Here is a 21,626-nt window from a genome sequence, read left to right on the forward strand (position 1 = left end):
TTTTATGTCTTACGAAATTTTCCGTGCAGGGACGCGTACCGATGCAAACGGCAATACGGTAACGATTACCGAGGCCGACCTTGCCGCCGCTGCCCAAGCATATGACCCGAAGGTGCATGAGGCTCCTATTGTGGTCGGGCATCCCAAGGCAGATGCGCCCGCCTATGGCTGGGTCAAGTCGCTTAATGTGCAAAACGGCGTGCTGACAGCGGACTTTGCCCAAGTCGATGAGGGCTTTGCGGATTTGGTTAAAGCTGGACGATATAAAAAAGTGTCGGCGAGTTTTTACCCACCAACCAGCCCGAACAATCCTAAACCGGGCGTTTGGACGCTGCGCCATGTCGGCTTTTTGGGCGCGCAACCGCCCGCAGTCAAAGGTTTGTCCGCTATCAGTTTTGCCGAGGGCGAAGTTTATGTCGAGTTTGCCGAAGACGCACATCTTCAGACAGCCTCGTTATTAAGCCGTTTCAGAGACTGGTTTATCGGCCGTTTCGGTCTGGAAGAAGCCGATAAAGTACTGCCTGACTGGCAAATTGAGGCAATTAAAGAATTGGCTGCCGTGCCTCAAACCCATGCACCTGCCGAATTTACCGAATCACCCCCACCCCCAGAAAACCATGAAAACAAGGAGACCCCTATGTCGCTGGAACAAGAGCTTGCAGCCGAAAAGGCCGCCCGCGAAGCTGCCGAGAAGAAGGCCGCCGAATCGCAGGCGGAATTGAAAAAGCTGCAAGACGAGCAGCATGCCGCCCTGCGCGATGGTGCGCATGAGCAAAATGCCGAATTTGCCGAAGGCTTGGTTAAAGAAGGTCGTCTGAAACCTGCCGACAAGGATTTGATCGTCAAGGTTTTGGATTTTGCCGAATACCCTGACGACGTAACTGCCGACTTCGGCGAAGGCAGTAAGAAGCAGCCTTTGTCTGCTGCGCTGCGTGCGTTTTTTACCGCCGTGCTGCCGAAGCAGATTCAGGGTGGCGAGATGGCTAAAGGTGAAACGCCGTCGGGATTGGCGGCAGACTTTGCCGAAGCGTCGGACCCGGAAGCCTTGAGCCATCATCAACGTGCATTGGCATTGGCGGCAAAGGAAGGTATCCCTTACGAAGAGGCTGCCCGCCGTACTATTGCTTAAATCATCAACCCGTCAAATGCGACGACGTCGTCGCATTTGACCTAAAAAAGGATAAAACATGAGTGCATCTCATTTGCGCGGCCTGCGTGGCCAGCTTGATCCGGTTTTGACCAATCTCGCACTGGGCTATAAGCAGGCAGATTTCATTGCCGAGAAAATCTTCCCGGTGGTGTTTACTGAAAAAGAAGGCGTGCGTGTGCCTGTGTTCGGCAAGGGTTCGTTTGTCGAGTATCAGACCGAACGTGCGGTCGGCGCGGCATCGAATGTGATTACGCTGGACTCGCCAAGCTTTATGCCGGTCGTGTTGGAAGAGCATGATTTGGCCGCCGGTGTGGATTACCGCGAACAAGCCGAATCCATGTACGACGAGCGTGCCAAAGCAACACGCCGTGCGGTCAAGGGCGTGCAGCTGCGTCAGGAAATCGAAACTGCTGCTCTCCTGCAAAACAAATCGGCTTATCAGTCCGGTTTCAGCAAAGACTTGGCCGCCACCCAAAAATGGAGCGATAAAAACTCTGATCCGTTGGCAGATATCGAATCCGCCCGCGAGACTGTGCGCGCAGGCTGCGGTGTACGCCCGTCGGTACTGGTGGTAGGCGCGAGCGTACTGTCGGCACTGAAACGCCACGAGAAGCTCATCGGCGCACTGGGCGCGAATGAACGCAAGTCCCTGCTCACGGTCGAGCAGCTGAAAAACCTGCTGGAGCTGGACGACATCATCGTCGGCGAAGCAGTATCTACGCCTGCCGCCAATAAGGCCACCCAAGATATTTGGGGCAAATTCGCCAGCCTGATTGTGCGTCCGAATGCAGCTTCCGGCGGCAATGACGAGGGTGAGCCGAGCTTCGGTTATACCTTCCGCCGCCGCGGTATGCCTGTAGTCGACCGCTACGAAGAGGTCGGCGGCAAGGTGGAATACGCGCGCTATACCGACATCCGCAAAGCGGCGGTGGTCGGCGGTGCATGCGGTTTCTTGTTTGAAAACGCGGTTGCTTGACAGGTAAAAGCCGTCTGAAAGGCTTCAGATGGCCTGTGGAGAGAAAAATGACGTTATTTTTAAAGCGTGAAGATTTGGTTGCGCGTATTGCCGATACTCGATACCACCGTGTCGAAGGTACGACTGCTACCGTATGTACTGTGATTTTGCATTCCGGCTTTGTGGTTATCGGCAAGTCTGCCTGTATTACTCCCGACATCTTTGATGAGGCAAAAGGCCGCGAATTTGCCTATGAGGATGCGCTCAAAAATTTGTTGGACCTCGAAGCGTACCGCGTCAAAGAAAATGCGCATGACGCGCAGGAAAAGGAGTCTTAAATGGCACAAACGAAACAAGTGGTCTTGGTAACCACCGTCAAAACATCAGGCAAGGTGGTCAAAAACCGCTTTGTGGATTTTGCAGGCAAACAGGCAGCCGCCGGTGTGAAAGTGCTGGGTACTGCTACTTTGGATGCGGATGCGGGCGAAATGTTGGCCGTCGATGTATTGGGTATCGCCTTAGTCGAGGCAGGCGGCACGATTGCCGTCGGCGACGAAGTGGCAGCCGATGCACAAGGCGCGGCAGTCAAAGCGGCAGGTAATGCCAAGATTGCCGGTACGGCACGTTCTGCAGCAACAGCGGCGGGCGAAGTCATCCAAGTATTTTTGAAAGGCTGATCATGGCTAAAGTTTATATCGCAAACACTCCGTTGATTTTGGAAAACGCCCAAGGCAACCAATTTCGCGTCGAAGCCGGCGAAGCGGTCGAATTAACGGCGGAACAGTATGAATCAGTCGCGGCACACGTTACCCCGACACTGACAACCGGCGAAGAACTGGATGCGCAACAAAATGACACCCCGCCGTCCGAAGATACGCCGTCAGATGATGCAGGCACTGCGGGCGAAGTTGAAAAGCCGAAACGCGGTAAAAAACCGGCAGCAGCCGAAGAGGCGGAGTAAGCCATGTATATCGGCGCAGATGATTTGACGGCTGCGATGGGCAAAATGGAGTTGGTGCAATTGACCAACGACAATGCGCGCGGGACGGAACCTGACGCTCAGGTGATTGATGCGGCAGTGCGTTATGCCTGCGATTTGGTGGACGGATACCTGCGCGGCAGATATGTGCTGCCTTTGGCGGAAACGCCGACGGTGTTGCAGCCTTTATGCATCAACATTGCCCGCCATTTTTTGCACAGCCGCCGCATCAACCGCGCCGACTTTCCGAAACCGCTGGAAACCGCCTACAACGCGACTATTAAGACACTTGAGTCTATCCGCGACGGCAAAATCCATATCGGCATCGCCACATTGGATAAGCCGTCGCAACCTGAGCCGGGAGCATATCACGTCCGCGCGAGAGAAAAAATGGATTTGGGGGGCTACTGATGAGCGCGACACGTCCGATTATTGATGTGGTAGTAGAGTATTTGCAGACCGCTATCCCGTGGGTCAGTGTAGAAGCTTTCCCAGAGCGTCCGTCCGAGTACCAATTTATTCATCCCGTCGGGGCAATCTTGGTCGGCTACGGTGGCAGTAAATTTGGCGATATTGAGCAGCTCGGTCGTATTGCGCAACAGCGCGATGTCAGACTGATGCTGACCATCTTTGGCAGCAGCCTTAATGCGGATGACGGCACGCTGGCGATTTTAGATGAGACACGTCTTGCTATGGTTGGTTTTGCGCCTCCGAACTGCCAGCCCTGCCACCTTATCAGTGAGGAATTTTTAGCCGAGGATGCGGGCGCATGGCAGTATCAGCTTGTCTTGCAGACTGAGACTCAGCAGGTCGAAGTCTGCCGTGAGGAAAAACGCCCCCTTTTCAATGCCGCCATCTATCGCTGCCCCGAACAAGACCTCAACCCCGATTTAAAACCTAAAAAATAGGAGTATCCATCATGGCAGCAGCCTACCATCACGGCACGGAGACCATCCGCATCGACGGCGGCTCCAATCCCGTCTATACCGTTGACGGCGCAATTACCGCCATCGTCGGCACTGCGCCGGTCGGCGCGGTCAATGAGCTGACGGTATGTCAGACTAAAAAAGACTTTGGCCAATTCGGCGGTGAGCTGACCGCTCAAGGCTTTACCCTGCCGGATGCCGCACACATTTGGACGCGCTACGGCAGCGGTGTCGCCTATGTTGTCAATGTTTGCGACCCGGCCAAACACAAAACTGTCGTCAGTAATGAGGTTTTGACAGTCGATGCCAATACGCTAACCGCGAAAACCGCCAAACCTGGGCTGCAAAAAGGCTATACGGTTTCAGACGGCAATACCGTCCTGACCGAGAACGCCGGTTACAGCATCAATACGCTGACTGGCGAAATCGTATTCAAAACCAAACCGGCAGCTCCAAAAATCAGCTACACCTACACTGACCCGACGAAAGTTACCGAAGCCGACATCGTCGGCGCATATGTCGCCGCTACCGGTAAGCGTACCGGCCTGGAACTTTTGACCGAAGGCTTCAACCGCCAAGGTGTGGACGCTAAAATCATCATCGTACCGGAATATGATAAGACTGCCACCGCTCGTGCGGCAATGGAAGTCATGGCAACCAAGCTCAAAGCCATTGCCTATGTCAATGCGCCGAAAAGCACGACCCTGAGTAAGGCCTTAGAAGGACGCGGTCCGTTGGGAAGCATCAATTTTCAAACCTCATCCGACCGCTGCCAGCTCTTTTACCCCTACGTCGTCGGTTTGCTGGGTTTGGAAAGCCTTGCTACCCATGCGGCAGGTCTTCGCATGAAAACCGATGTGGAACAAGGCTACTGGTACAGTATCTCCAACCGCGAACTTTTGGGCGTAACCGGCGTGGAAATCGGTCTGACTGCTCGCGCCGACGACCCGCAGTCCGAAACCAACCGCCTCAATGAAAAAGGCATTACTACCGTCTTCAATAGCTATGGTACTGGGTATCGTATGTGGGGCAACCGTCTTGCCTGTTTCCCGACTACTTCTCACATCAAGAACTTTGAGGTAGCCCAACGTACCGGTGACTTGATTGATGAGTCTGTCCGTCGTGCCGAGCTGCAATATGTCGACAAACCGATTGATGATGCGTTAATCGACAGTTTGATTGAGACAGTTCGTACTTATTTGGGTACGCTGCCCTCCATCGTGGGTTTCTCGGTTGGTTTGGACTATGACTACGACCTTCCAGATGCGTTCAGTAAAGGTCAAGTGCCGATTGTTTACGACTACACGCCTAAACTGCCAGCCGAGCGTCTGACCAATGCCAGCGTGATGACCCGCAAGTATCTTGTCAATCTGGTATCGGCCAACTAAGGTCGTCTGAAAAGGAAGAAATATGTCTGCAATCAATGCAATCTACAATGCCAACATCTATATCGATGGTAACAACCTTTTGGGTAATGCTTCCGAGTTTAAGCTGCCTGAGTTTGAGTTTGGCCAGGACGATCATACCGGTCTGGGTATGGTCGGTACCATCAAACTGCCAAACGGTGTTGAAGCCCTAGAAGGCGAAGTTACTTGGAACAGCTTTTATCCCGAGGTGGCGAAGAAGGCATCCAACCCATTCAAGGCCGTGCAACTGATGGTGCGCGGTAACCTGCAAACCTTTAATGCAGCAGGTTTGGCGGAAGAAATCCCCATTGTTACCACGGTAACAGCGATGTTTTCAAAAAACGCTTTAGGTGGCTACAAGCCGAAGGAAAAGGCGGAATTCAGCTCAACCTACCAGGCAACAGAAGTCCGCCAAGTCGTCGGCGGTCGCGAAGTGCTGTACTACAACGCGTTCAAAAACATCTACCGCGTGGACGGTCAGGACGTTTTGAACCAAATGCGTAAAAACATTGGCGTTTAATCTTTAAATCGGATTAAAAGCCGTTTCAGACGACCTTTGGAATAATCACCGTATCTTTACCGATACGGTGATTTTTTTATTTTTGGAGAACGAAATGAACGAAGCAAAACAAATGCAGGCGGATTTGGGTGTGCATACCGTTGTGAAATTGAAATATCCGGCCAAACTGGCGACAGGTCAGATGTTGGAACAGGTAACGCTTCGCCGCTTGTGCGTGGGTGATTTGCGCGCCGTCTCGCATCTGACGAATGAGGTGGAGCAGGAGCTGGCCCTGTTTGCCCGCATGACAGGCATGATTCCCGAAGACTTGGATTGTTTGGATTTGGCGGATTGGAAGCAGTTGCAGGAAACGTTTCGCCGCTTCACGGAATCCGACCAAGACAAATAGTCCATCTCTTTCAAAGGCTGAAGCGCAGCGGCAGTTGCTGTCTGCCGCTGCTGATTTGGCATGGTGGTTCGGTTGGAGCGTGGATGAGGTTTATGCGCTGCCTTTGGACGAATTTGAAGGCTGGCAGAAGGAAGCAACCCGCCAAATAAAGGCGGGTTATCGGAGAGGCGGGATTTAGAATTTCAGAGCCGTGCCGTTCGCGGTGCGGCTTTTGATTTTGTCTTTAATAAATACTGTTGCAGCCGATAAACCGCCAACCAGCACTCCGACAATAAATGTCGGAATGAATCCGACAAGCAACCAAGCAATTGCCCCTAAAAAACATGCCAGCAGCAGAACGGGCAACATGACGGCAAGGTCGGCAGGCGTATTAGTTATAACAGCCCAAGCAATGCCCAGCATATAAACGGCAAACAGACCTTTTGCCGCTAGGTCGCTGATGCGGTCAAACACAATTTCATATTTGCTGTTGATATACATGGCCATCCCTTTCTTTTCTTGAACAAATTCTAAATTGCAGGCAGTCATATGGCAAGCGGTTTTTCTTTAGGCATTACCATCGGCGCATCGGTCGGTGGTGCAGTTGCCGGTATCAAATCAGTCAAGTCGTCTTTGGACGTTTTGGATAAAACAGTCAAAGGTCTGGCGGCCCGGCAAAGCCTGCTTGGCGAAACGTTGCAAAATCCTCTACGGATGAGCCGAAAACGTGTTGGCGAACTTAGACGAGAATATGACCAGCTTGGTCAGACTATCGCCAAAATTAACCGCAAACGCAGCCTCGTTGCTGATTTGCAGCAGCAGAAACAGGCTCATTACGACCGCCGCCGAGCGATCAAAGACGAATTTTGGGGAGCAGCCGGAGCTGTAGCAGGGGTGGCATTCCCGGTGAAACTGGCCGTCGAATTTGAATCGGCAATGGCAGATGTCAAAAAGGTCGTTGATTTTGATACGCCCAAGCAGTTTAAGGAAATGGAACAGGACATTTTGCGCCTGACACGCACTATCCCTATGGCAGGGACAGAGCTGGCAAAAATCACTGCATCAGGCGGTCAGCTGGGCGTGGCGCGCAAAGACTTGCCTAAATTCACAGAAACCATCGCCAAGATGTCAGTAGCGTTCGATATGGCTGCCGATCAGGCAGGTGACAGCATGGCAAAACTTGCCAATGTCTATCAGATACCAATCGACCAAATCGGCAAACTGGGCGATGCAGTCAATCATTTGTCCAACTCAAGCCCTGCCAAGGCGGGCGATATTATCAATACGCTCGGTCGAGTGGGTGGCGTTGCCAAACAGTTTGGGTTGACTGAAATTCAGACAACCTCTTTATCCAATGCGTTTATCAGCCTAGGCAAAACGCCTGAAATCGCCGGTACGGCAATTAACGGCATGTTGACCAAATTAATGACCGCAGATAAGCAAGGAGCGAAATTCCAACAAGCCCTGAAAAATATGGGCATGGAATCAAAAGATTTGAAGAAAGCCATCAAGGAAAACGGCGAGCAGGCGTTGATGGACTTTTTAAAACAGGTCGGAAAACTACCGAAAGAAAATCAAATGGGTGCACTGGTTGATTTGTTCGGTTTGGAATATGCCGATGATGTCGCGGTATTGGTTAGCGGGTTGGAGACCTATAAGAAATCAATCGATGAACTCAAAAAAACCTCAAAAGACGGTAAACCTGCGTTTATCGGCAGTATGGATAAAGAGTTTGCCGCTAGGTCTGCCACGACAGCAAACAACTGGCAAATATTTAAAAATAGTTTGACGGAAATCGGTATCACAGCGGGCAGCGTATTGTTGCCTGCGCTCAATCAGCTGATGACGACCATCCGCCCAATCATAAACAGTTTTGCAGATTGGGCATCAAAAAATCCCGAAGTTGTATCCGCACTCGTGCATCTTGCGGCAGGGTTTGCGGCGTTGAAGGTCGGTGGGCTAATGTTCCGTTTTGTCGGGAATGAGTTGTCCGGATTTATGGTGTCGTTTCGGCTTGCAAAAGCTTTGCTCGGTGTTGACTGGCTTGCCACTGTTATCAGGTTTAAATCAGGCATTGGTGCGTTGGCCCGTATTTTCGGTGTAGTAAAAACAGCGGCAACACTGTTGGGTACTGGTCTGATGAGTCTGGGTAGGTTTTTATTAATGTCGCCTATTGGCATTGCTTTAGTACTTCTTGGTGTTGCCGCTTATATGCTTTATAAAAACTGGGATGGTGTAGTCGGTGGTGCAAAAGCATTGTGGCAAGATTTAAGTAATTTCATCAGCGGCGTAGTTAATTCCATAGCCTCTTTTTTCGGTACATGTTGGGAACGCATCAAGACATTTTTCAATAGCGGCATAGGCAATATCTCAGCGCAGATTATCAACTGGTCTCCATTAGGGTTGTTTTATCAGTCGTTTGCCTCTGTTATGTCTTGGTTCGGCGTACAGTTGCCGTCCAGTTTCACGCAGTTTGGCACAAATATCATTCAAGGGCTGTGGAACGGCCTTAAATCCAAATTCGAAGCGGTCAAGGCGTGGTTTGCGGAAAAGGCAGCATCGCTCAAACAAACATTTGCCGGTGTAATGGGCATTCATTCGCCCAGCCGTGTTTTCCGCCGTTTTGGTGGATGGATGATGGAGGGGCTGCAAATCGGCTTAGACAAGGGCGCGGCGAGTCCTGTTGCTTCGGTGGCCAATACGGCTGGTCGTCTGAAAAGCAGTTTTGCAGAGCATATGGGACAAATGGCGGCGCGGGTGTCATCAGGTCGTGCAGCATTCGCGGATGCTCGCAGCTCCCTGTCAACAGGTGGGATGACCATCAATTACAACCCGACCATCAATGCGCCGAGCGGTAATCCTCAGCAGATTGAGGCTGCACTGCAAATCGGTTTGCGTGAATTTGAAGCAATGTTCCGCCGTATGATGGAAGACAAAGCACGGAGGGCTTATTGATGTATGCGATGTTAGGTGATGTGCGCTTTGAGCTTTTAAACAGCTTTACTTCGCTGGAGATGGAACATGCGGCGAACTTCGCCAAACATGAGGTCTTAAAAGGCCGACCGCGCCTGCAGGCCTTGCAAAACGAACTGACGACGCTGCGTTTTTCGCTCAAGCTGCACTGGCGACTGGGCAATCCTGACACAGCCTATAAGGGGCTGCTGTCAGCTTTAGAGGCACAGCAGGCAGTGTCTTTGGTTTACGGCAGCGGTCGTTTTGTCGGATGGTTTGTACTGGAAAGGTTGACGGAGCGCACGTTGATTCAGGACGCGCTAGGCCGGACGGCGGCTCGGGAATTGGATGTGGAACTGACCCAGTTTGTCGGCGACCCGAATAACCCGCTCCCGACTCCTGCCGTCAAGTCGGGCGGTCAAAATCCGCTCCTGTCCTTATTGCCGGAGAGTGTGCAGGCAAAAGCGGGCAAATTGATTTCGGCGGTGGAAAAAGGGGTGAAAATTTACCGAGCAGCCGAAGCGGGCATCAGCGATATGCAGAATCTGATACAGGCTGCCAAAAATCTGAAAAACGACCCGTCAGGGGCATTAAACCTGTTGGGGGATGCACTCAATATCGGAGGCAGTACGTTAGGACAGCTCAATGCTTTGCCCGAAGTAACGGCAATTTTCGGCGACCTGAAAGGCGCGGCTGAATTTGCATTGCAGGCTGGGCAAGCGGCCAACAGGCTAGGTGGTGCCGTCGGAGCATTGCGTGCCGGGTATGAGAGTGGCTCTGTCGGCGGCTGGCTGGATGCCGTTGGAGACGGTGTTGCCGAGGCATCTGATGCGATGGCAAACGGCTCTGCCGCTGCCCAGGCTTTGACCGGCTGGCTGGCGGTAAGAAAGGATAAATGATGAGTGCGGTAATACGCTACACCACCCAAGACGGCGACCGATGGGATTTGATTGCGCACAAGCATTACGGCAATGCGCTTTTGATTGATGGCCTGATTGCAGCCAATCCGCATTTGCCATTAGCGGAAGAGTTTCCGGGCGGTATCACGGTCTTTGTTCCCGTCCTTGAAACCAAACCGAAAAACAACCAAGAGGAGCTACCGTGGTGGATGCGTTAGGTGCGTTTTTAAAATCAAAAGGCCTTGACGGCGGCGGCAGCACTCATCCGGTTACCATGCCCGATTTTGTCCTGTCTTATGACGACAAGGATATAACGGCAGATGTCGCGCCGTATCTGATTTCGTTTAGCTATACCGATTACCTTGAGGGGCAGTCGGATGAGTTGCAGGTTGAGTTTGAGGATGCGGACGGACGCTGGCTGCGTAATTGGTATCCTGAACAGGGCGATGCTTTGTCTTTGAGCCTAGGCGACCAATTTACCGGGCTGTTGTCTTTTGGCAAATTTGAGATTGCCGAGATTGAGTACAACCATCCGCCGTCAACTGTCAGCCTGAAGGCCCTATCGACCGGGATTACCAAGTCTAGCCGCACTTTGCGCGGTAAGGCGTATGAAAACACGACTCTGGCCGCCATTGTCCGTCAGGTGGCAGGCCGTTTAAAGCTGGAGGTAACGGGTACGGTCAAAAACATCCCCATCAAACGTGTGACGCAGTATCAGGAGCGCGACATCGAGTTTTTGGCACGTTTGGCGCAGGAGTACGGCCACAGCTTTAAAATCGTCGGCAACAAACTGGTCTTTGCCGATAATGCCGAGCTAAAACAGCGTCCTGCCGTTGCTATATTGCTGCCCGAGGACATCATCCGTATCCGCCTTCGCGATTTGATTAAGGGTGTGCCGTCCAAAGTAGATGTCAAAGGCTATGACCCTAAATCCAAACAGACCGTGTCGGCCAGCCGCAGTAGTAAATCAAGACGCGGTAAAGCCAAACACGGCAGTACGGGCGATACATTGCGTATCGTGCCGAATAAGGGTGAGAGCGCGGCGCAATTAAATGCTAGGGCAGATGCCAAATTGGCGGATGCGCAGGACGACCAATGTGCGGGTACCGTTACACTGGTTGGCAATGCGCTGTTTGTGGCAGGTCAAATGGTACGGCTTAAAGAATTTGGCAAGTTCTCGGGTAAATATCTGGTCAAGCAATCAAGACATGATTTCACGCGCCACGGCGGATGGACGACCGAATTGGAGATCAAAATGACGGAGTATGTAGCAGACGAGGAGAAAAACAATGAAAACCCATGATTTTACAGCAACGATGCAATTTGGCATTGTATCGGCGATTGATGCGGCGGCGCACAGTTTGCGAGTAAAAATTCCCGTACTCGACGACATGGTAACCGACTGGCTGCCTATGGCGACCCCTGCGGCGGGCGGCAACCGTTTTTACAGCCTCCCCGATGTGGGCGAACTGGTTGTCTGCCTGCTGGATGCGCGAGGTGAGACCGGCTGCGTTATCGGCGCGATTTACAATGCCGCAGATAAACCGCCGGTATCCGACCAAAACAAATGGGTCAAACGGTTTACCAACGGCACGGTCATCTCGCACGACCGCAGTAGCGGCGAAGTAGTCGTTGAGACGCCGGGTAAAGTCCGAATCAAAGCGGCGAAAAAAGTAGACATCCAATCACCGGAGACAGAAATCACGGGTAATGCGACGGTAAAAGGGCTGTTGACTTATACCGCAGGTTTGACGGCCAGCAATGACGGCGGCGGCGACGCGGCAAATATCAAAGGTACAGTCAACATCACCGGCGACCTCATCGTCAACGGCATCAACATCGGCAAGCACATCCATGACGGCGATTCAGGCGGCCAAACCGGCGAGCCGAAAAATCATTAAACCGCATTAAAAGGCGTTTCAGACGGCCTTCTCTACAATCCCTGTATCTATAAGCGATACAGGGATTTTTTGATGTTTTACGCCGCGCCTATCTCGAAACACTGGCAGCTCGCGCCCGAAGGCTCGGGCGTGGTTCAGGGCGCGGACGACATCGACCAATGTATCCGCAATATCCTGTCCACCCGCAAAGGTGCGGATGTTACCCGTCCTGATTTCGGCTCCGACCATTACAAATGGCTGGACACACCCGAAGACGTGTTTATCCCGAATGTCGTCCGCTCAACCATGTTGGCAATACAGACGTGGGAGACGCGGGTAGTAGTCGAAGACATTATTTTCGGCGGCGCTGCGCCTCATCTGACCATGACGGTTTACTGGCGCGTCGCGGATGAGGTGGCGGGCGAGATTTATAGCACAGACATCAGATTGGAGCAGGCGGCATGGATTTGAGCAAACTCAATCGGGACGAGGTTAAGGTGGTTCCGGATGACCTGGCCGAAATCTTGGCGCAAACCATTACGGGTTATGAGTCCCGCAGCGGTAAAACCCTGCAACCCGCCCACATCGAGCGTCTGCTCATCAACACCTATGCCTATCGTGAGACTTTGGTGCGCAAAGCGGTCAATGAGGCCTACCGACAGCAGCACCCGCGTTTTGCAACGGGGCTGATGCTGGATTTGTGCGGCGATGACGTCAATACCCCGCGGCTTGAAGCCTCCGCCGCCCGATGCACCATCCGTTTTACGTTGGCTACCGCCAAAGCGGAGCCTGTTTTGATTGCACAAGGCACTCAAGTGGCAGCCGGAGCGACCGTGTTTCGGACGGTTGCATCCGGCACGCTCTCGCCGTCAATCCGTACTTTAGATTTGGAGGCTGTCTGCATCCAAACCGGCGTGTCCGGTAATGGTTTTGCCGCTGGGCAGGTTAATACGCTTGTCAATCCAATTGACGGCGTTACAGCCGTCAACACTACTGTGCCGACAGGCGGCGCGGCGGAAGAGTCTGATGAGGCATACCGCCAACGCATCCTGCTTGCCCCCGAAAGCTTTAGCGTTGCAGGCCCTGTCGGGGCTTATGAGTATTTTGCCCGCCGTGTCAGCCCTGCTATTTGCGACGTACATGTGGGCAATTTAACGGGGTCGGACGGCCTGCCGATAGGGGGGCAAGTAAGGGTAACGTTATTAACCAAAAACGGGTTGCCGTCTTCGGAGCTTGTGAGCGAGGTGCAAAGTTTTTTGTCCGGCGAGCGCGTCCGTCCGCTTTGCGACACGGTAACCGTAACTGCTCCGGCAGCAGTCGACTATACGCTGGACGCAGAACTGGTTTTGTATGCCGGGGTTAATGCTGCCGAGGTTTTGGCGACGGCAAAACAAGCATGGTCGGAGTACGAAGTAACGCGCCGCGAAAAATTGGGCATGGATATTGTGCCTTTGGACATCCAAACGGTTTTAAAAGTCCCCGGCGTTTATAACGTGGTCCTTAAAAAACCGACCCTAACCGTTGTCAAGCCAGACCAATGGGCAAGATGTACGTCCGTCAATATCCGGGCATCGTCCGAAACGGTAGAGGGGTAGCAACAATGGCAACACTGAGTTATGCCTCCGTTATCGAGCGCGATCAACGTTATCGGATGCTGGCCGATTTAGGCTTGAGGATGAGCGACATTGACGCGGTCAAGCTGATGCCGCGTTTGACTGAGCTGGTCGCGCCCGAACACTTGGGCTTGTTGGCGGAGAGTCGAAGCATATTGGGCGAGGACGGCTATTGGCTTGCCGAGAGCGACGAAACCCGCCGCAAACTCATCAAGGGTGCCTACCAGCTCCACAGGTACAAAGGCACACCCTGGGCAATACGCGAGATTGTGCGCCGTCTCGGGTTCGGTGAAGTGGAAATTATCGAAGGGCTTAGTAATAAAAAGCATAACGGCGAAATCCACCGTAACGGTAGTTATACACACGGGCATACAGACCGTTGGGCACATTACCGCATCATTATGACCAATACCATCACCAACGATCAGGCAGCCTTGCTGAGGCGCACATTGCGGGCATTTGCACCTGCCCGATGTGTTTTGGCGGCATTGGATTACCAACACGTCTCCTTGAGGCACAACGGACAAGCATTAAGGGACGGCACGTTTAACCGAGGTACAGCATAGATGGCAAATTTAAGCGAGATGAGCCGCTGGGAGGCGGGCATTTATCAATGGGAGACCTCCGACCCTGTACAGGGCGGCCCTAACGGTATCGACAACCGCCCGACACGGGAGCTGGCAAACCGTACACGCTGGCTTTATGACGAGCTGGGCAGAGTAAAAGCCCGCATGGACGACCCCAATTTTTACAAAAGCATCACCGTATCCGACAGCAAAGCATTGTTTGACGCGAATAATTATCTGCAAATCGGTGCTGATGCCGCAGGCGGCTACATCCGCAATAAAAAGACAAACAAGGGCATACAGATTAAGAATGATGGCACGCTCCAGTACGACGGGTCAGACATTATTACCGCCAGAAAAGTAAGCCACAGCCCCGATGACTACACGGTTGCAACCGTCCCATCATCGTTTGCGCTCAATAAGGCGTTTGACAACTCAATCAAGCGCGGAGGAGCAATCGGGCTAGGCGGCGCGGCGCATCAGATTGCTATTGGCTGGGACACGCCCGGACTGGTCGCCAAAGTCGATAACAACGTGATGAATGTAGGCGTCCCCGTTGGTACCGTCGCCTACTTTGCCCAAGATGTCCCACCATTTGGATGGTTAAAAGCAAACGGCGCGGCAGTATCCCGTACCGTCTATGCCAACCTGTTCGCCGCCATCGGTGAACGTTACGGCCGTGGTGACGGACGCACCACTTTCAACTTGCCCGACTTGCGCGGCGAATTTATCCGATCATGGGATGACGGCAGAGCCATTGATAGAAATCGTGCTCTAGGCTCATGGCAGGCTGATGAATTCCGCAGCCACAGCCACGGCATCGGCGTCAACCGCATGTCCGACACCGACAGGGGTAGTAATCCGTCAACCGTATCGGTTGACACTGTTGGCCAAACCGACCCGGCTGGCGGCATTGAAACCCGTCCTAGAAATATCGCCCTGCTGGCATGCATCAAGGCATAAGCCGCCTTAAACCGTTTAGAAAGGTAAAAAAATGACCCAAAACATCCAATGGACAAAACCCGTTTGCCAACTTGACGCCGACCATCTCTACATCGGCCAAACCACAGCCGATCTGGACATCATGGCACGCGACGGCAGCTATCTGATTCCCGCCGGTTGCATCGACACCGACCCACCTCAAATCAGCGCAGGCAAAACTGCCCGCTGGAACGGCGAAGGCTGGGATGTCATCGAAGACCATCGCGGCAAGACTGCCTACCGAAAAACTGATCGCACAGCCGTTATCATTGACCAAGTCGGCAGCCTTTCAGACGACCTGACATTTTTAAAACCTTCCTCACGGTTTGACGAATGGGATGGAGAAAAATGGATGGAAAACCAAGACAAAAAAGCACAAATTGAAGCCGAATTTTTAAACGCGTCCAAGGCTGCTTTAATCCGCGCCATCAACCGTCAAGCCCAAACCATTGTTGCCCAAAAATCAGGCATGGACGACCTCCCTGCCTTTGAAGTGCAGAGCTGGCCTATCCAGGCCGCCGAAGCCCGCGCATGGTCGGTAGATAAAAGCGCGGCCACGCCCGTTTTAGATCAAATTGCCCAATCGCGCGGAATAGATGCAGACAAACTCAAAGCCGCCGCCCTGCGCAAAACCGTTGCCTATGAGTCCCTCTGCGCTACCGTTGCAGGCAAACGCCAAGCCATCGAGAAACAAATCGAAGCCGCCCAAAACTTAGACGAACTCAACGTCATCAACACCGAAATCAATATCTGATTTACAAGGCCATCTGAAAATGAAATCAAACATTAAAGCCTACTTCAAGAATCTTGCCATTGCTGCCGACCAAACAATTAATGCCGTATTTGGCGGCTACCCGGACGAGACCCTGTCCAGCCGCCTCTACCGCAAAGATAACAATGCCCACTCGGGCAAGGCCTCAAAATGCTGGACATACGCACGAATTACCGTGGATAGACTCTTTTTTTGGCAAAAAAGCCATTGTCACGCGTCCTATCTGCGTGAAAAGGACAAAGCCCATTTTCCGAAAGAGTTGCAATGACGATCCGCACCGACTTTTCTGTCCGTCGAAACACGACCATGCCATTGACCTTTACCGTCCTCGACGCTAAAGGCAGACCGCATCCGACGCTCAAGCATTTGGACAGTGCCATTTTGATCATCCGGCTGATGTCCGGAGACACAATCACTGTTCCGCTGTCCGTCAAACACGGCGGTGTCGGCACGGTCTTGACTGCCGAGCAGACACGCAGTTGGACATGGCGGTGGGCACGGTATGAGGTAGCGGTTGAAGTCAAAGGCATCCGCTCCGTAATTTACGAGGGCAATTTGACTTTGGATAACGATTTGGGAGCGTGAAATGACAGAAATCAAAGGCGGGATTACCGTCAACGGCGGCAAAGTAGAGACCATGCCGGTCATACTGGACGGCAGAAAAAGCCTATATGAAGAGGCAATTGAACAAGGATTAATCGATAAAGACGAGAGCTACGAGCAATTTATCAACCTTTTGGCGGTTAAACCTTCCGAATTGGACAAAGTTGTCAAATCCGCTGTTGCCGAAAATCTGGAAAAGACTGTCAATACGGCAGTTGCAGCAGCAATCGGTATGTTGGATTTAAACAAACCGATTACACCTACGCATAGCCAACCCGCCGGAGATATATCAGACGCCACGCTCGCAGAAATCAAAAAATTGTTAGGAAACGAAGAATGACACAATCCAACCTTGACCAGGCAACCCTAATCATCGCCCGCGCGACCGCTGCCGCTCAAAAAGATGCGGCTGCCGCCAAAAAGCTGGCCGAATCTCCTGCCGTATCCGCCACTATCGATACCGAAGGCCGTCTGACCCTTAATGGCACAGCATCTGACATCCACCTCATTACACCCGCCAAGGTATCAGAAGCAGTAGGCAATGCCTTTGCCGATGTCAAAACACCATCGCTGATTATTACCGAGCAGGCCAAGTTCGAGGGCGAACAAATCGAGGCTGCAGCCAAGATTGCCATTGAAAAAGGTAAGTTTCACATCGAAGACGCCTTGACGCCCGAACTGCGTAAAAAAGTTTACGACGGTTGGTACAAAAACAATCCGTCCAAAGAAGACGCATTGAATATCGTCCGTCTGATTCAGGCATGGTACGACCGTCTGCCGTCTAACGTCTTTATTTCTTCGCGCGGCGGCTTTTTCCCGGTAACGAAGAACACAGGTTACAAGCCGGAATACTACGGCGCGGACAGACGGCAAATTTCCGTCGGCGGCATGATGCTGACAGTCAACGGCCAACAACCGTGTATTACCTTTCATCATTCCGTTTTTAATGTATACGACTTCTCGTTGGCAGAATTTTGTGTGGAAGAAATGGGACAGGACGTGTTCCACTTGTGCGGCAAATCAGAGGGCAACACCATTCTGCACGGCGGCAAAATTACCACACGCGCCTATAAGGACTATGGCTACACATCAGGCATGGCCGACCCTGACAAACGCTGGATTCCGCATATCGACGGCTGGACGCGCGAAAAACCTCACATCGGCACAGGTATGGCGCTGAAAGGTACGGCGGAGGCAGGTTTCAATACCACCACACTGTCCCACGATGTTGCCCGTTACATGAACAATTCGGCTGATACATCAGGCGTACAACAACCTGAAGGATATACACGCGAAAAAATCCGCCAACTGCACATTGACGAATCGAGCCAACGCTACCGCAGCGTCGGCGGCTACTGGAATTCAGACGGCCTGTCGCAATTCCCGCAAGATGACGGTACGGTTGCGCCCACATTCGGCCTCTGGCGCGGTGGTCAGGTATGGAGTCGCGGTTACGGTTGGCGACTGTTCGACTGCCGAGGCACAGAAATACGCTACTTCGACGTACGGGGATTTACTGGCGGCGCAGTGATTGCAGGTTTACATGGTTCTCCGTCCGGAGAGGATGTAGGCGCCGGCGAAGTCGCCAAGGCCTACGAAAAAGGCATGGTTGCCGTCAATACCCGCATCACGGGCGGATACTTTACCCACAACTATACCTGCGGTGTGGAAGCAGTCCGCGCATCAGGCTACGAACTTTGCGGCATCTTCGCCCCTGATTCTGTAGTCGGACACCCCGATGCACATCTGGAACATGTGCGTGGCTGGAATAATTCCACCGTCAGCCTCGATCCGGGTTATCAGCAATGCACATCCCGATACCTGCCAATGGACAACCTATTCATCCACGACAACGTGTTCGGTTTTGGCAAGCGCAAGGTAATGGATATTCATACCGGCAACAACGTCAAAATCGTAAACAACAGTGGCCGTGCCATGTACTACGGCATTTCCACCGTGATCGAAGAAGTATTTGCCGCGACGGACGGACGCGCCTCCAAAATTGCAGACCCGTACAGTTTCTATTACCAAGACAGCAATATCGAAATTACGGGGAATACCATTGTCAGCGGCAACATCGGCATTCATCCGATTAATGGTGCATTGGGAGTGCTTTCTCGCCGCAATCAGAAGAAATGGTGGCTGCGTTGCCGTCAACTGATTAACGACAATACGGTCTATGCCCCGCGCGGTTTGCAATGCAACTACGGGCACAACCACTTTCTGATTGAACGCAACCAGTTTACATTTGCCCTGCCGTTCGGCGATTTTTACGGCATGCGCTACGTTTCAGGATTTGCCGTTACCAATGGCGGCAGCGGCTATACCACCGCCCCTAAAGTCATCATCACAGGAGGCGGTGCGGAAGCCTTCGGTGCAGAAGGCGAAGCAGTAGTGAAAGACGGAAAAGTCACTGAAATCAAACTGCGCCGCATCGGCAGCCGCTACGACACACCGCCAACCGTAACCCTCGAAGGAGGCGGTGGTACGGGTGCGACGGCTACCGCAACCGTCAACACATCGACATACGGCATGAGCGTGGGCGCAGAAGCGCGTTACGGCACAATGTTGGCTGCACAAATCCGCGGGAACTACATTCAAAATTCACCCGACGGCAACTTCATGCGCCAGATGATAATTGGCAAGTTGCGCGGCGCGTCCATTGTCGGCAATCACTGCGACATTACCCCGTACAAAAACGCCGAGCAGGGCAAAACCGAAGTAGGACAACCCTATACCGTTGACACAGTTAAATACCGAAACGGACTACTAAGTGCAGGTTTCTACCCTATCGGCGAATTAGACAACTGCACCGTTGCCGAGAATTACATGCACAACCAACTGACCGATACAGTAGAAGTATGGACAGGTGCGCGTAACCACAAAAATACACAGACTACTGACTATGCCGCCACCCTGCTGCAGGCGAAGCTGTCAGATTTAGAGGCCGAAATCACTAAACTCAAAGCATCGACAGTAGGTAAAGCATCTGAAACAGTCACACAGCCGACACCAGAAACAGCAGTACCAAAAGCTGATTCAGCAACGCCTAAAGCAGAACCTGAACAACCGACCTCCACTGCTAACGAACAGCCCGCACCTGCCGCCACAGAAACATCCATTAAATTCACATTTAACGGCCTCAAATCCAGCGCCACCGAAGCCATTGGCAGCAATAGTGAGGCTCGTCTAACGAGCGTCATCAATGCACTCCGCGCAGGAGAGCCTGAAGGATGGACAGGCGCATTCGGAGAAGAGGGTAACATCCGTTACATGAAGGCACAGGCCGGCGAAAACGGTAGAGGCCACCGCTATATCGAAAGTAGCGGAGTTAGTGCCGCAACCGGTACTCCGACCACAGTTATTATGCCGTTCAAACTTGAAAAAGGAGGCACACCAGGGGCAGCGTTTATCCTGCTGCCGATGACGGGCGAAAGTTCTGCCGTTGGCGGCGTAACCGCCACTCATGGCGAAAACGGTTTTACCCTACGCATGCCGGAAAATGCCACAGTGGATGGCAAAGTCAACCGAGCAGGCAATACCTATTCCTACGGTGAATGGCATATAGCCGTTGTACCTTGGAATACCGCTTTCGACAAAATCCGTATCGGTACCAGCCACGTTGCCAATACAGGCCGTACAGTTCGAATCGGTGCAGGGTTTGAAATCGTACAAGGAGATGTGTCAAAAGCCGCCGACAAAGGCGCGGCATTGATGACAGGGATTTACCGCAAAGATGGACAGTGAAGTTCAGATGTCCGATGAAGAAAGGATTAAAGAGGAAAAGATACAACAACTCAAAGTGGGACGGCGACGTAGCGGTGCAGCAACACCGCTACGCCAGCCAAGCAGAGCAACCCTGCATTGACTTCTAGGCCGCCTTAGTCTCTAGAGACCGAGGCATTCTATCCGTGATATGGGAGTGAGTGCAAATGCAAATCTACCGCGAAATGCGCTGCAAATACTGTGGCAAACTGCTTGCCAAAGGCAGCGGATGCGTGCAAATCAAATGTGCACGCTGTAAAAACATCAATTCATTCAGTAACTAAAAAATCATCAGAGTGCCGTTGAGCATCATATTAAATCTGATTTAGAGCATCGCGAATGCCATAATTTAGGAGTATATATGATGCAAAAAATGCAACAGACATTACCTATTATCCCCTGGATGGGTGGCAAACGTCGTTTGGCAAAACATCTTTTGCCCATGTTCCCCGAGCATTCTTGTTATGTTGAATTGTTTTCTGGTGGTGCGGCGTTGTTCTTTATGCGCCCAACGCCTGCTAAAGTAGAGGTACTCAACGACATCAACGGACAGCTCATCAATCTCTATCGGGTGGTACAACACCATTTCGACGAGTTCGTCCGTCAGTTCGAGTGGACGCTGACAAGCCGAGAGGTCTTTGCCCGTCTGCAAAGCACACCGCCTGAATGCATGACCGATATACAACGAGCTGCCCGGTTCTTCTACTTGCAGCACACCGCCTTCGGCGGCAAAACCGTACATCAACATTTTGGTACGGCTACCACTTCAAAAGCTTGGGATACGTCTCAGATTAGGGCAAGACTGACAGCAGCCCAAGCTCGGCTGAGAGGTGTGTTCGTCGAAAACGAGACGTGGGATCGATGCTTCAAGCGGTATGACCGAGAGCATACTTTCTTCTACGCCGACCCGCCGTACTGGCAAACCGCAGGGTACGACCACGCATTCGATTGGCCTCAGTATGAGCTGCTGGCCAAAGCGATGGCGGAGAGTAAGGGTAAATTCATGCTATCTATCAACGATCATCCTGATATAAGGGATTTATTTAAAGACTTCCGGATTGCCCAGCTTACGCTTACCTATACAGTTGGTAGAGACAAAACTGGTAAAACAAGTGGTGAGTTGGTTATATGTAATTGGTAAAATAAAAAGCGACGTCACCGTCGCTTTTAAAAAAATGAAAAAGAATTACAAATAGTGAAACAAAAAACAGAATAAATTTTCTCAAAAAATGTTTTATTTTTTCGCGGGCGGCTTCAGAAATATGATGAGTATCCGACTTGCGGATAACTTT

General features: G+C 52.2%; 28 protein-coding genes. 27 read left to right on the top strand and 1 reads right to left on the bottom strand.

Translation table 11 applies throughout. The annotated features are described in order from the left end of the window. Window positions 1–4: 4 nt before the first annotated feature. From HMPREF3047_RS06890 to HMPREF3047_RS06940, 11 genes are all read left to right on the top strand, one after another. The gene (locus HMPREF3047_RS06890) at window positions 5–1,129 is read left to right on the top strand and encodes a 2-oxoacid:acceptor oxidoreductase (protein ID WP_070712819.1); all 1,125 of its coding nucleotides are present in this window, start codon (window positions 5–7) and stop codon (window positions 1,127–1,129) included. A 58-nt stretch (window positions 1,130–1,187) separates the two neighbouring features. Then, window positions 1,188–2,126 (top strand): major capsid protein, encoded by a 939-nt coding sequence (locus HMPREF3047_RS06895; RefSeq protein ID WP_070712822.1) that lies wholly within the window; start codon window positions 1,188–1,190, stop codon window positions 2,124–2,126. A 47-nt stretch (window positions 2,127–2,173) separates the two neighbouring features. Continuing rightward, window positions 2,174–2,443, top strand: coding sequence for a Gp49 family protein (locus HMPREF3047_RS06900; protein WP_039405105.1), 270 nt, complete (start codon window positions 2,174–2,176; stop codon window positions 2,441–2,443). Beyond that, window positions 2,444–2,782, top strand: coding sequence for a capsid cement protein (locus HMPREF3047_RS06905; RefSeq protein WP_039405103.1), 339 nt, complete (start codon window positions 2,444–2,446; stop codon window positions 2,780–2,782). It abuts the gene before it with no gap. A gap of 2 nt (window positions 2,783–2,784) precedes the next feature. Continuing rightward, complete coding sequence (locus HMPREF3047_RS06910; protein ID WP_070712824.1) at window positions 2,785–3,066, top strand: hypothetical protein; 282 nt, start codon at window positions 2,785–2,787, stop codon at window positions 3,064–3,066. A 3-nt stretch (window positions 3,067–3,069) separates the two neighbouring features. Next, window positions 3,070–3,495: a gp436 family protein gene (locus HMPREF3047_RS06915; protein ID WP_070712828.1), complete on the top strand. Its 426-nt coding sequence runs from the start codon at window positions 3,070–3,072 to the stop codon at window positions 3,493–3,495. Then, window positions 3,495–3,992 carry a Gp37 family protein gene (locus HMPREF3047_RS06920; RefSeq protein ID WP_070712829.1) on the top strand — a complete coding sequence of 166 codons (498 nt, stop codon included), beginning with the start codon at window positions 3,495–3,497 and terminating at the stop codon, window positions 3,990–3,992. The genes HMPREF3047_RS06915 and HMPREF3047_RS06920 overlap by 1 nt, the downstream gene beginning before the upstream one ends. An 11-nt stretch (window positions 3,993–4,003) precedes the next feature. Then, on the top strand, window positions 4,004–5,398 hold the full coding sequence (locus tag HMPREF3047_RS06925; protein WP_070712832.1) for a phage tail sheath family protein: 1,395 nt from the start codon (window positions 4,004–4,006) through the stop codon (window positions 5,396–5,398). A gap of 22 nt (window positions 5,399–5,420) precedes the next feature. Continuing rightward, entirely contained in the window at window positions 5,421–5,936 is a 516-nt protein-coding gene (locus HMPREF3047_RS06930) for a phage major tail tube protein (protein WP_070712834.1), read from the top strand. A gap of 94 nt (window positions 5,937–6,030) precedes the next feature. Then, window positions 6,031–6,324 (top strand): phage tail assembly protein, encoded by a 294-nt coding sequence (locus HMPREF3047_RS06935; RefSeq protein ID WP_070712991.1) that lies wholly within the window; start codon window positions 6,031–6,033, stop codon window positions 6,322–6,324. A gap of 34 nt (window positions 6,325–6,358) precedes the next feature. Beyond that, window positions 6,359–6,502 carry a GpE family phage tail protein gene (locus HMPREF3047_RS06940; protein ID WP_070712837.1) on the top strand — a complete coding sequence of 48 codons (144 nt, stop codon included), beginning with the start codon at window positions 6,359–6,361 and terminating at the stop codon, window positions 6,500–6,502. Here HMPREF3047_RS06940 and HMPREF3047_RS06945 read toward each other — a convergent pair. After that, window positions 6,499–6,804 (bottom strand): trehalose-6-phosphate synthase, encoded by a 306-nt coding sequence (locus HMPREF3047_RS06945; RefSeq protein ID WP_283127041.1) that lies wholly within the window; start codon window positions 6,802–6,804, stop codon window positions 6,499–6,501. The two genes, HMPREF3047_RS06940 and HMPREF3047_RS06945, sit on opposite strands and share 4 nt — an antisense overlap. 48 nt (window positions 6,805–6,852) lie before the next feature. On the opposite strand from HMPREF3047_RS06945, the gene HMPREF3047_RS06950 reads away from it, so the two are divergent. The 16 genes from HMPREF3047_RS06950 to HMPREF3047_RS07020 all read left to right on the top strand — a co-directional run bounded on the left by HMPREF3047_RS06950 (window position 6,853) and on the right by HMPREF3047_RS07020 (window position 21,475). Further along, window positions 6,853–9,258: a phage tail tape measure protein gene (locus HMPREF3047_RS06950; protein ID WP_070712842.1), complete on the top strand. Its 2,406-nt coding sequence runs from the start codon at window positions 6,853–6,855 to the stop codon at window positions 9,256–9,258. After that, window positions 9,258–10,154, top strand: a complete 897-nt coding sequence (locus tag HMPREF3047_RS06955; RefSeq protein WP_070712844.1) for a phage tail protein — start codon at window positions 9,258–9,260, stop codon at window positions 10,152–10,154. Before HMPREF3047_RS06950 ends, HMPREF3047_RS06955 begins: the two co-directional genes overlap by 1 nt. After that, a complete protein-coding gene (locus HMPREF3047_RS06960) occupies window positions 10,151–10,372 on the top strand; it encodes a tail protein X (RefSeq protein WP_070712847.1) in 222 nt (73 codons plus the stop codon). Before HMPREF3047_RS06955 ends, HMPREF3047_RS06960 begins: the two co-directional genes overlap by 4 nt. Further along, on the top strand, window positions 10,360–11,457 hold the full coding sequence (locus HMPREF3047_RS06965) for a phage late control D family protein (protein WP_070712994.1): 1,098 nt from the start codon (window positions 10,360–10,362) through the stop codon (window positions 11,455–11,457). The genes HMPREF3047_RS06960 and HMPREF3047_RS06965 overlap by 13 nt, the downstream gene beginning before the upstream one ends. Further along, window positions 11,444–12,055, top strand: coding sequence for a phage baseplate assembly protein V (locus HMPREF3047_RS06970; protein ID WP_070712849.1), 612 nt, complete (start codon window positions 11,444–11,446; stop codon window positions 12,053–12,055). The genes HMPREF3047_RS06965 and HMPREF3047_RS06970 overlap by 14 nt, the downstream gene beginning before the upstream one ends. A gap of 72 nt (window positions 12,056–12,127) precedes the next feature. Further along, window positions 12,128–12,505, top strand: a complete 378-nt coding sequence (locus HMPREF3047_RS06975) for a GPW/gp25 family protein (RefSeq protein WP_070712850.1) — start codon at window positions 12,128–12,130, stop codon at window positions 12,503–12,505. Further along, entirely contained in the window at window positions 12,496–13,629 is a 1,134-nt protein-coding gene (locus tag HMPREF3047_RS06980) for a baseplate assembly protein (RefSeq protein WP_070712852.1), read from the top strand. The genes HMPREF3047_RS06975 and HMPREF3047_RS06980 overlap by 10 nt, the downstream gene beginning before the upstream one ends. 5 nt (window positions 13,630–13,634) lie before the next feature. Then, the gene (locus tag HMPREF3047_RS06985) at window positions 13,635–14,213 is read left to right on the top strand and encodes a phage tail protein (RefSeq protein ID WP_070712854.1); all 579 of its coding nucleotides are present in this window, start codon (window positions 13,635–13,637) and stop codon (window positions 14,211–14,213) included. Next, window positions 14,214–15,176 carry a phage tail protein gene (locus HMPREF3047_RS06990; RefSeq protein ID WP_070712857.1) on the top strand — a complete coding sequence of 321 codons (963 nt, stop codon included), beginning with the start codon at window positions 14,214–14,216 and terminating at the stop codon, window positions 15,174–15,176. Between the two features lie 31 nt (window positions 15,177–15,207). Continuing rightward, window positions 15,208–15,948 (top strand): tail fiber assembly protein, encoded by a 741-nt coding sequence (locus HMPREF3047_RS06995; protein WP_070712860.1) that lies wholly within the window; start codon window positions 15,208–15,210, stop codon window positions 15,946–15,948. 19 nt (window positions 15,949–15,967) lie between these two features. Further along, complete coding sequence (locus HMPREF3047_RS07000) at window positions 15,968–16,234, top strand: hypothetical protein (RefSeq protein ID WP_070712862.1); 267 nt, start codon at window positions 15,968–15,970, stop codon at window positions 16,232–16,234. Next, window positions 16,231–16,551, top strand: a complete 321-nt coding sequence (locus HMPREF3047_RS07005) for a hypothetical protein (protein ID WP_070712864.1) — start codon at window positions 16,231–16,233, stop codon at window positions 16,549–16,551. Before HMPREF3047_RS07000 ends, HMPREF3047_RS07005 begins: the two co-directional genes overlap by 4 nt. Window position 16,552: 1 nt before the next feature. Further along, window positions 16,553–16,909 (top strand): hypothetical protein, encoded by a 357-nt coding sequence (locus tag HMPREF3047_RS07010; RefSeq protein WP_070712867.1) that lies wholly within the window; start codon window positions 16,553–16,555, stop codon window positions 16,907–16,909. Then, window positions 16,906–20,316 (top strand): hypothetical protein, encoded by a 3,411-nt coding sequence (locus HMPREF3047_RS07015; protein ID WP_070712869.1) that lies wholly within the window; start codon window positions 16,906–16,908, stop codon window positions 20,314–20,316. The genes HMPREF3047_RS07010 and HMPREF3047_RS07015 overlap by 4 nt, the downstream gene beginning before the upstream one ends. Before the next feature lie 185 nt (window positions 20,317–20,501). Then, entirely contained in the window at window positions 20,502–20,618 is a 117-nt protein-coding gene (locus tag HMPREF3047_RS11025; RefSeq protein WP_082815485.1) for a zinc finger domain-containing protein, read from the top strand. A gap of 77 nt (window positions 20,619–20,695) precedes the next feature. Then, a complete protein-coding gene (locus HMPREF3047_RS07020) occupies window positions 20,696–21,475 on the top strand; it encodes a DNA adenine methylase (protein ID WP_083315954.1) in 780 nt (259 codons plus the stop codon). Window positions 21,476–21,626 lie beyond the last annotated feature (151 nt).

The organism is Neisseria sp. HMSC075C10 (assembly GCF_001815615.1).
In the GTDB taxonomy this organism is placed as follows: domain Bacteria; phylum Pseudomonadota; class Gammaproteobacteria; order Burkholderiales; family Neisseriaceae; genus Neisseria; species Neisseria subflava_A.

Excerpts from the sequence above, each read along its gene's own strand:
- HMPREF3047_RS06960 (WP_070712847.1), top strand. The coding sequence starts at position 10,151 with ATGATGAGTGCGGTAATACGCTACACCACCCAAGACGGCGACCGATGG.
- HMPREF3047_RS06935 (WP_070712991.1), top strand. The coding sequence starts at position 6,031 with ATGAACGAAGCAAAACAAATGCAGGCGGATTTGGGTGTGCATACCGTT.
- HMPREF3047_RS11025 (WP_082815485.1), top strand. The coding sequence starts at position 20,502 with ATGCAAATCTACCGCGAAATGCGCTGCAAATACTGTGGCAAACTGCTT.
- HMPREF3047_RS06990 (WP_070712857.1), top strand. The coding sequence starts at position 14,214 with ATGGCAAATTTAAGCGAGATGAGCCGCTGGGAGGCGGGCATTTATCAA.
- HMPREF3047_RS06925 (WP_070712832.1), top strand. The coding sequence starts at position 4,004 with ATGGCAGCAGCCTACCATCACGGCACGGAGACCATCCGCATCGACGGC.
- HMPREF3047_RS06945 (WP_283127041.1), bottom strand. The coding sequence starts at position 6,804 with ATGTATATCAACAGCAAATATGAAATTGTGTTTGACCGCATCAGCGAC.
- HMPREF3047_RS07010 (WP_070712867.1), top strand. The coding sequence starts at position 16,553 with ATGACAGAAATCAAAGGCGGGATTACCGTCAACGGCGGCAAAGTAGAG.
- HMPREF3047_RS06980 (WP_070712852.1), top strand. The coding sequence starts at position 12,496 with ATGGATTTGAGCAAACTCAATCGGGACGAGGTTAAGGTGGTTCCGGAT.
- HMPREF3047_RS06920 (WP_070712829.1), top strand. The coding sequence starts at position 3,495 with ATGAGCGCGACACGTCCGATTATTGATGTGGTAGTAGAGTATTTGCAG.
- HMPREF3047_RS06900 (WP_039405105.1), top strand. The coding sequence starts at position 2,174 with ATGACGTTATTTTTAAAGCGTGAAGATTTGGTTGCGCGTATTGCCGAT.
- HMPREF3047_RS06930 (WP_070712834.1), top strand. The coding sequence starts at position 5,421 with ATGTCTGCAATCAATGCAATCTACAATGCCAACATCTATATCGATGGT.
- HMPREF3047_RS06890 (WP_070712819.1), top strand. The coding sequence starts at position 5 with ATGTCTTACGAAATTTTCCGTGCAGGGACGCGTACCGATGCAAACGGC.
- HMPREF3047_RS06955 (WP_070712844.1), top strand. The coding sequence starts at position 9,258 with ATGTATGCGATGTTAGGTGATGTGCGCTTTGAGCTTTTAAACAGCTTT.
- HMPREF3047_RS07005 (WP_070712864.1), top strand. The coding sequence starts at position 16,231 with ATGACGATCCGCACCGACTTTTCTGTCCGTCGAAACACGACCATGCCA.
- HMPREF3047_RS07020 (WP_083315954.1), top strand. The coding sequence starts at position 20,696 with ATGATGCAAAAAATGCAACAGACATTACCTATTATCCCCTGGATGGGT.
- HMPREF3047_RS06950 (WP_070712842.1), top strand. The coding sequence starts at position 6,853 with ATGGCAAGCGGTTTTTCTTTAGGCATTACCATCGGCGCATCGGTCGGT.
- HMPREF3047_RS06915 (WP_070712828.1), top strand. The coding sequence starts at position 3,070 with ATGTATATCGGCGCAGATGATTTGACGGCTGCGATGGGCAAAATGGAG.
- HMPREF3047_RS06905 (WP_039405103.1), top strand. The coding sequence starts at position 2,444 with ATGGCACAAACGAAACAAGTGGTCTTGGTAACCACCGTCAAAACATCA.
- HMPREF3047_RS06910 (WP_070712824.1), top strand. The coding sequence starts at position 2,785 with ATGGCTAAAGTTTATATCGCAAACACTCCGTTGATTTTGGAAAACGCC.
- HMPREF3047_RS06985 (WP_070712854.1), top strand. The coding sequence starts at position 13,635 with ATGGCAACACTGAGTTATGCCTCCGTTATCGAGCGCGATCAACGTTAT.
- HMPREF3047_RS07000 (WP_070712862.1), top strand. The coding sequence starts at position 15,968 with ATGAAATCAAACATTAAAGCCTACTTCAAGAATCTTGCCATTGCTGCC.
- HMPREF3047_RS06995 (WP_070712860.1), top strand. The coding sequence starts at position 15,208 with ATGACCCAAAACATCCAATGGACAAAACCCGTTTGCCAACTTGACGCC.
- HMPREF3047_RS06975 (WP_070712850.1), top strand. The coding sequence starts at position 12,128 with ATGTTTTACGCCGCGCCTATCTCGAAACACTGGCAGCTCGCGCCCGAA.
- HMPREF3047_RS07015 (WP_070712869.1), top strand. The coding sequence starts at position 16,906 with ATGACACAATCCAACCTTGACCAGGCAACCCTAATCATCGCCCGCGCG.
- HMPREF3047_RS06895 (WP_070712822.1), top strand. The coding sequence starts at position 1,188 with ATGAGTGCATCTCATTTGCGCGGCCTGCGTGGCCAGCTTGATCCGGTT.
- HMPREF3047_RS06970 (WP_070712849.1), top strand. The coding sequence starts at position 11,444 with ATGAAAACCCATGATTTTACAGCAACGATGCAATTTGGCATTGTATCG.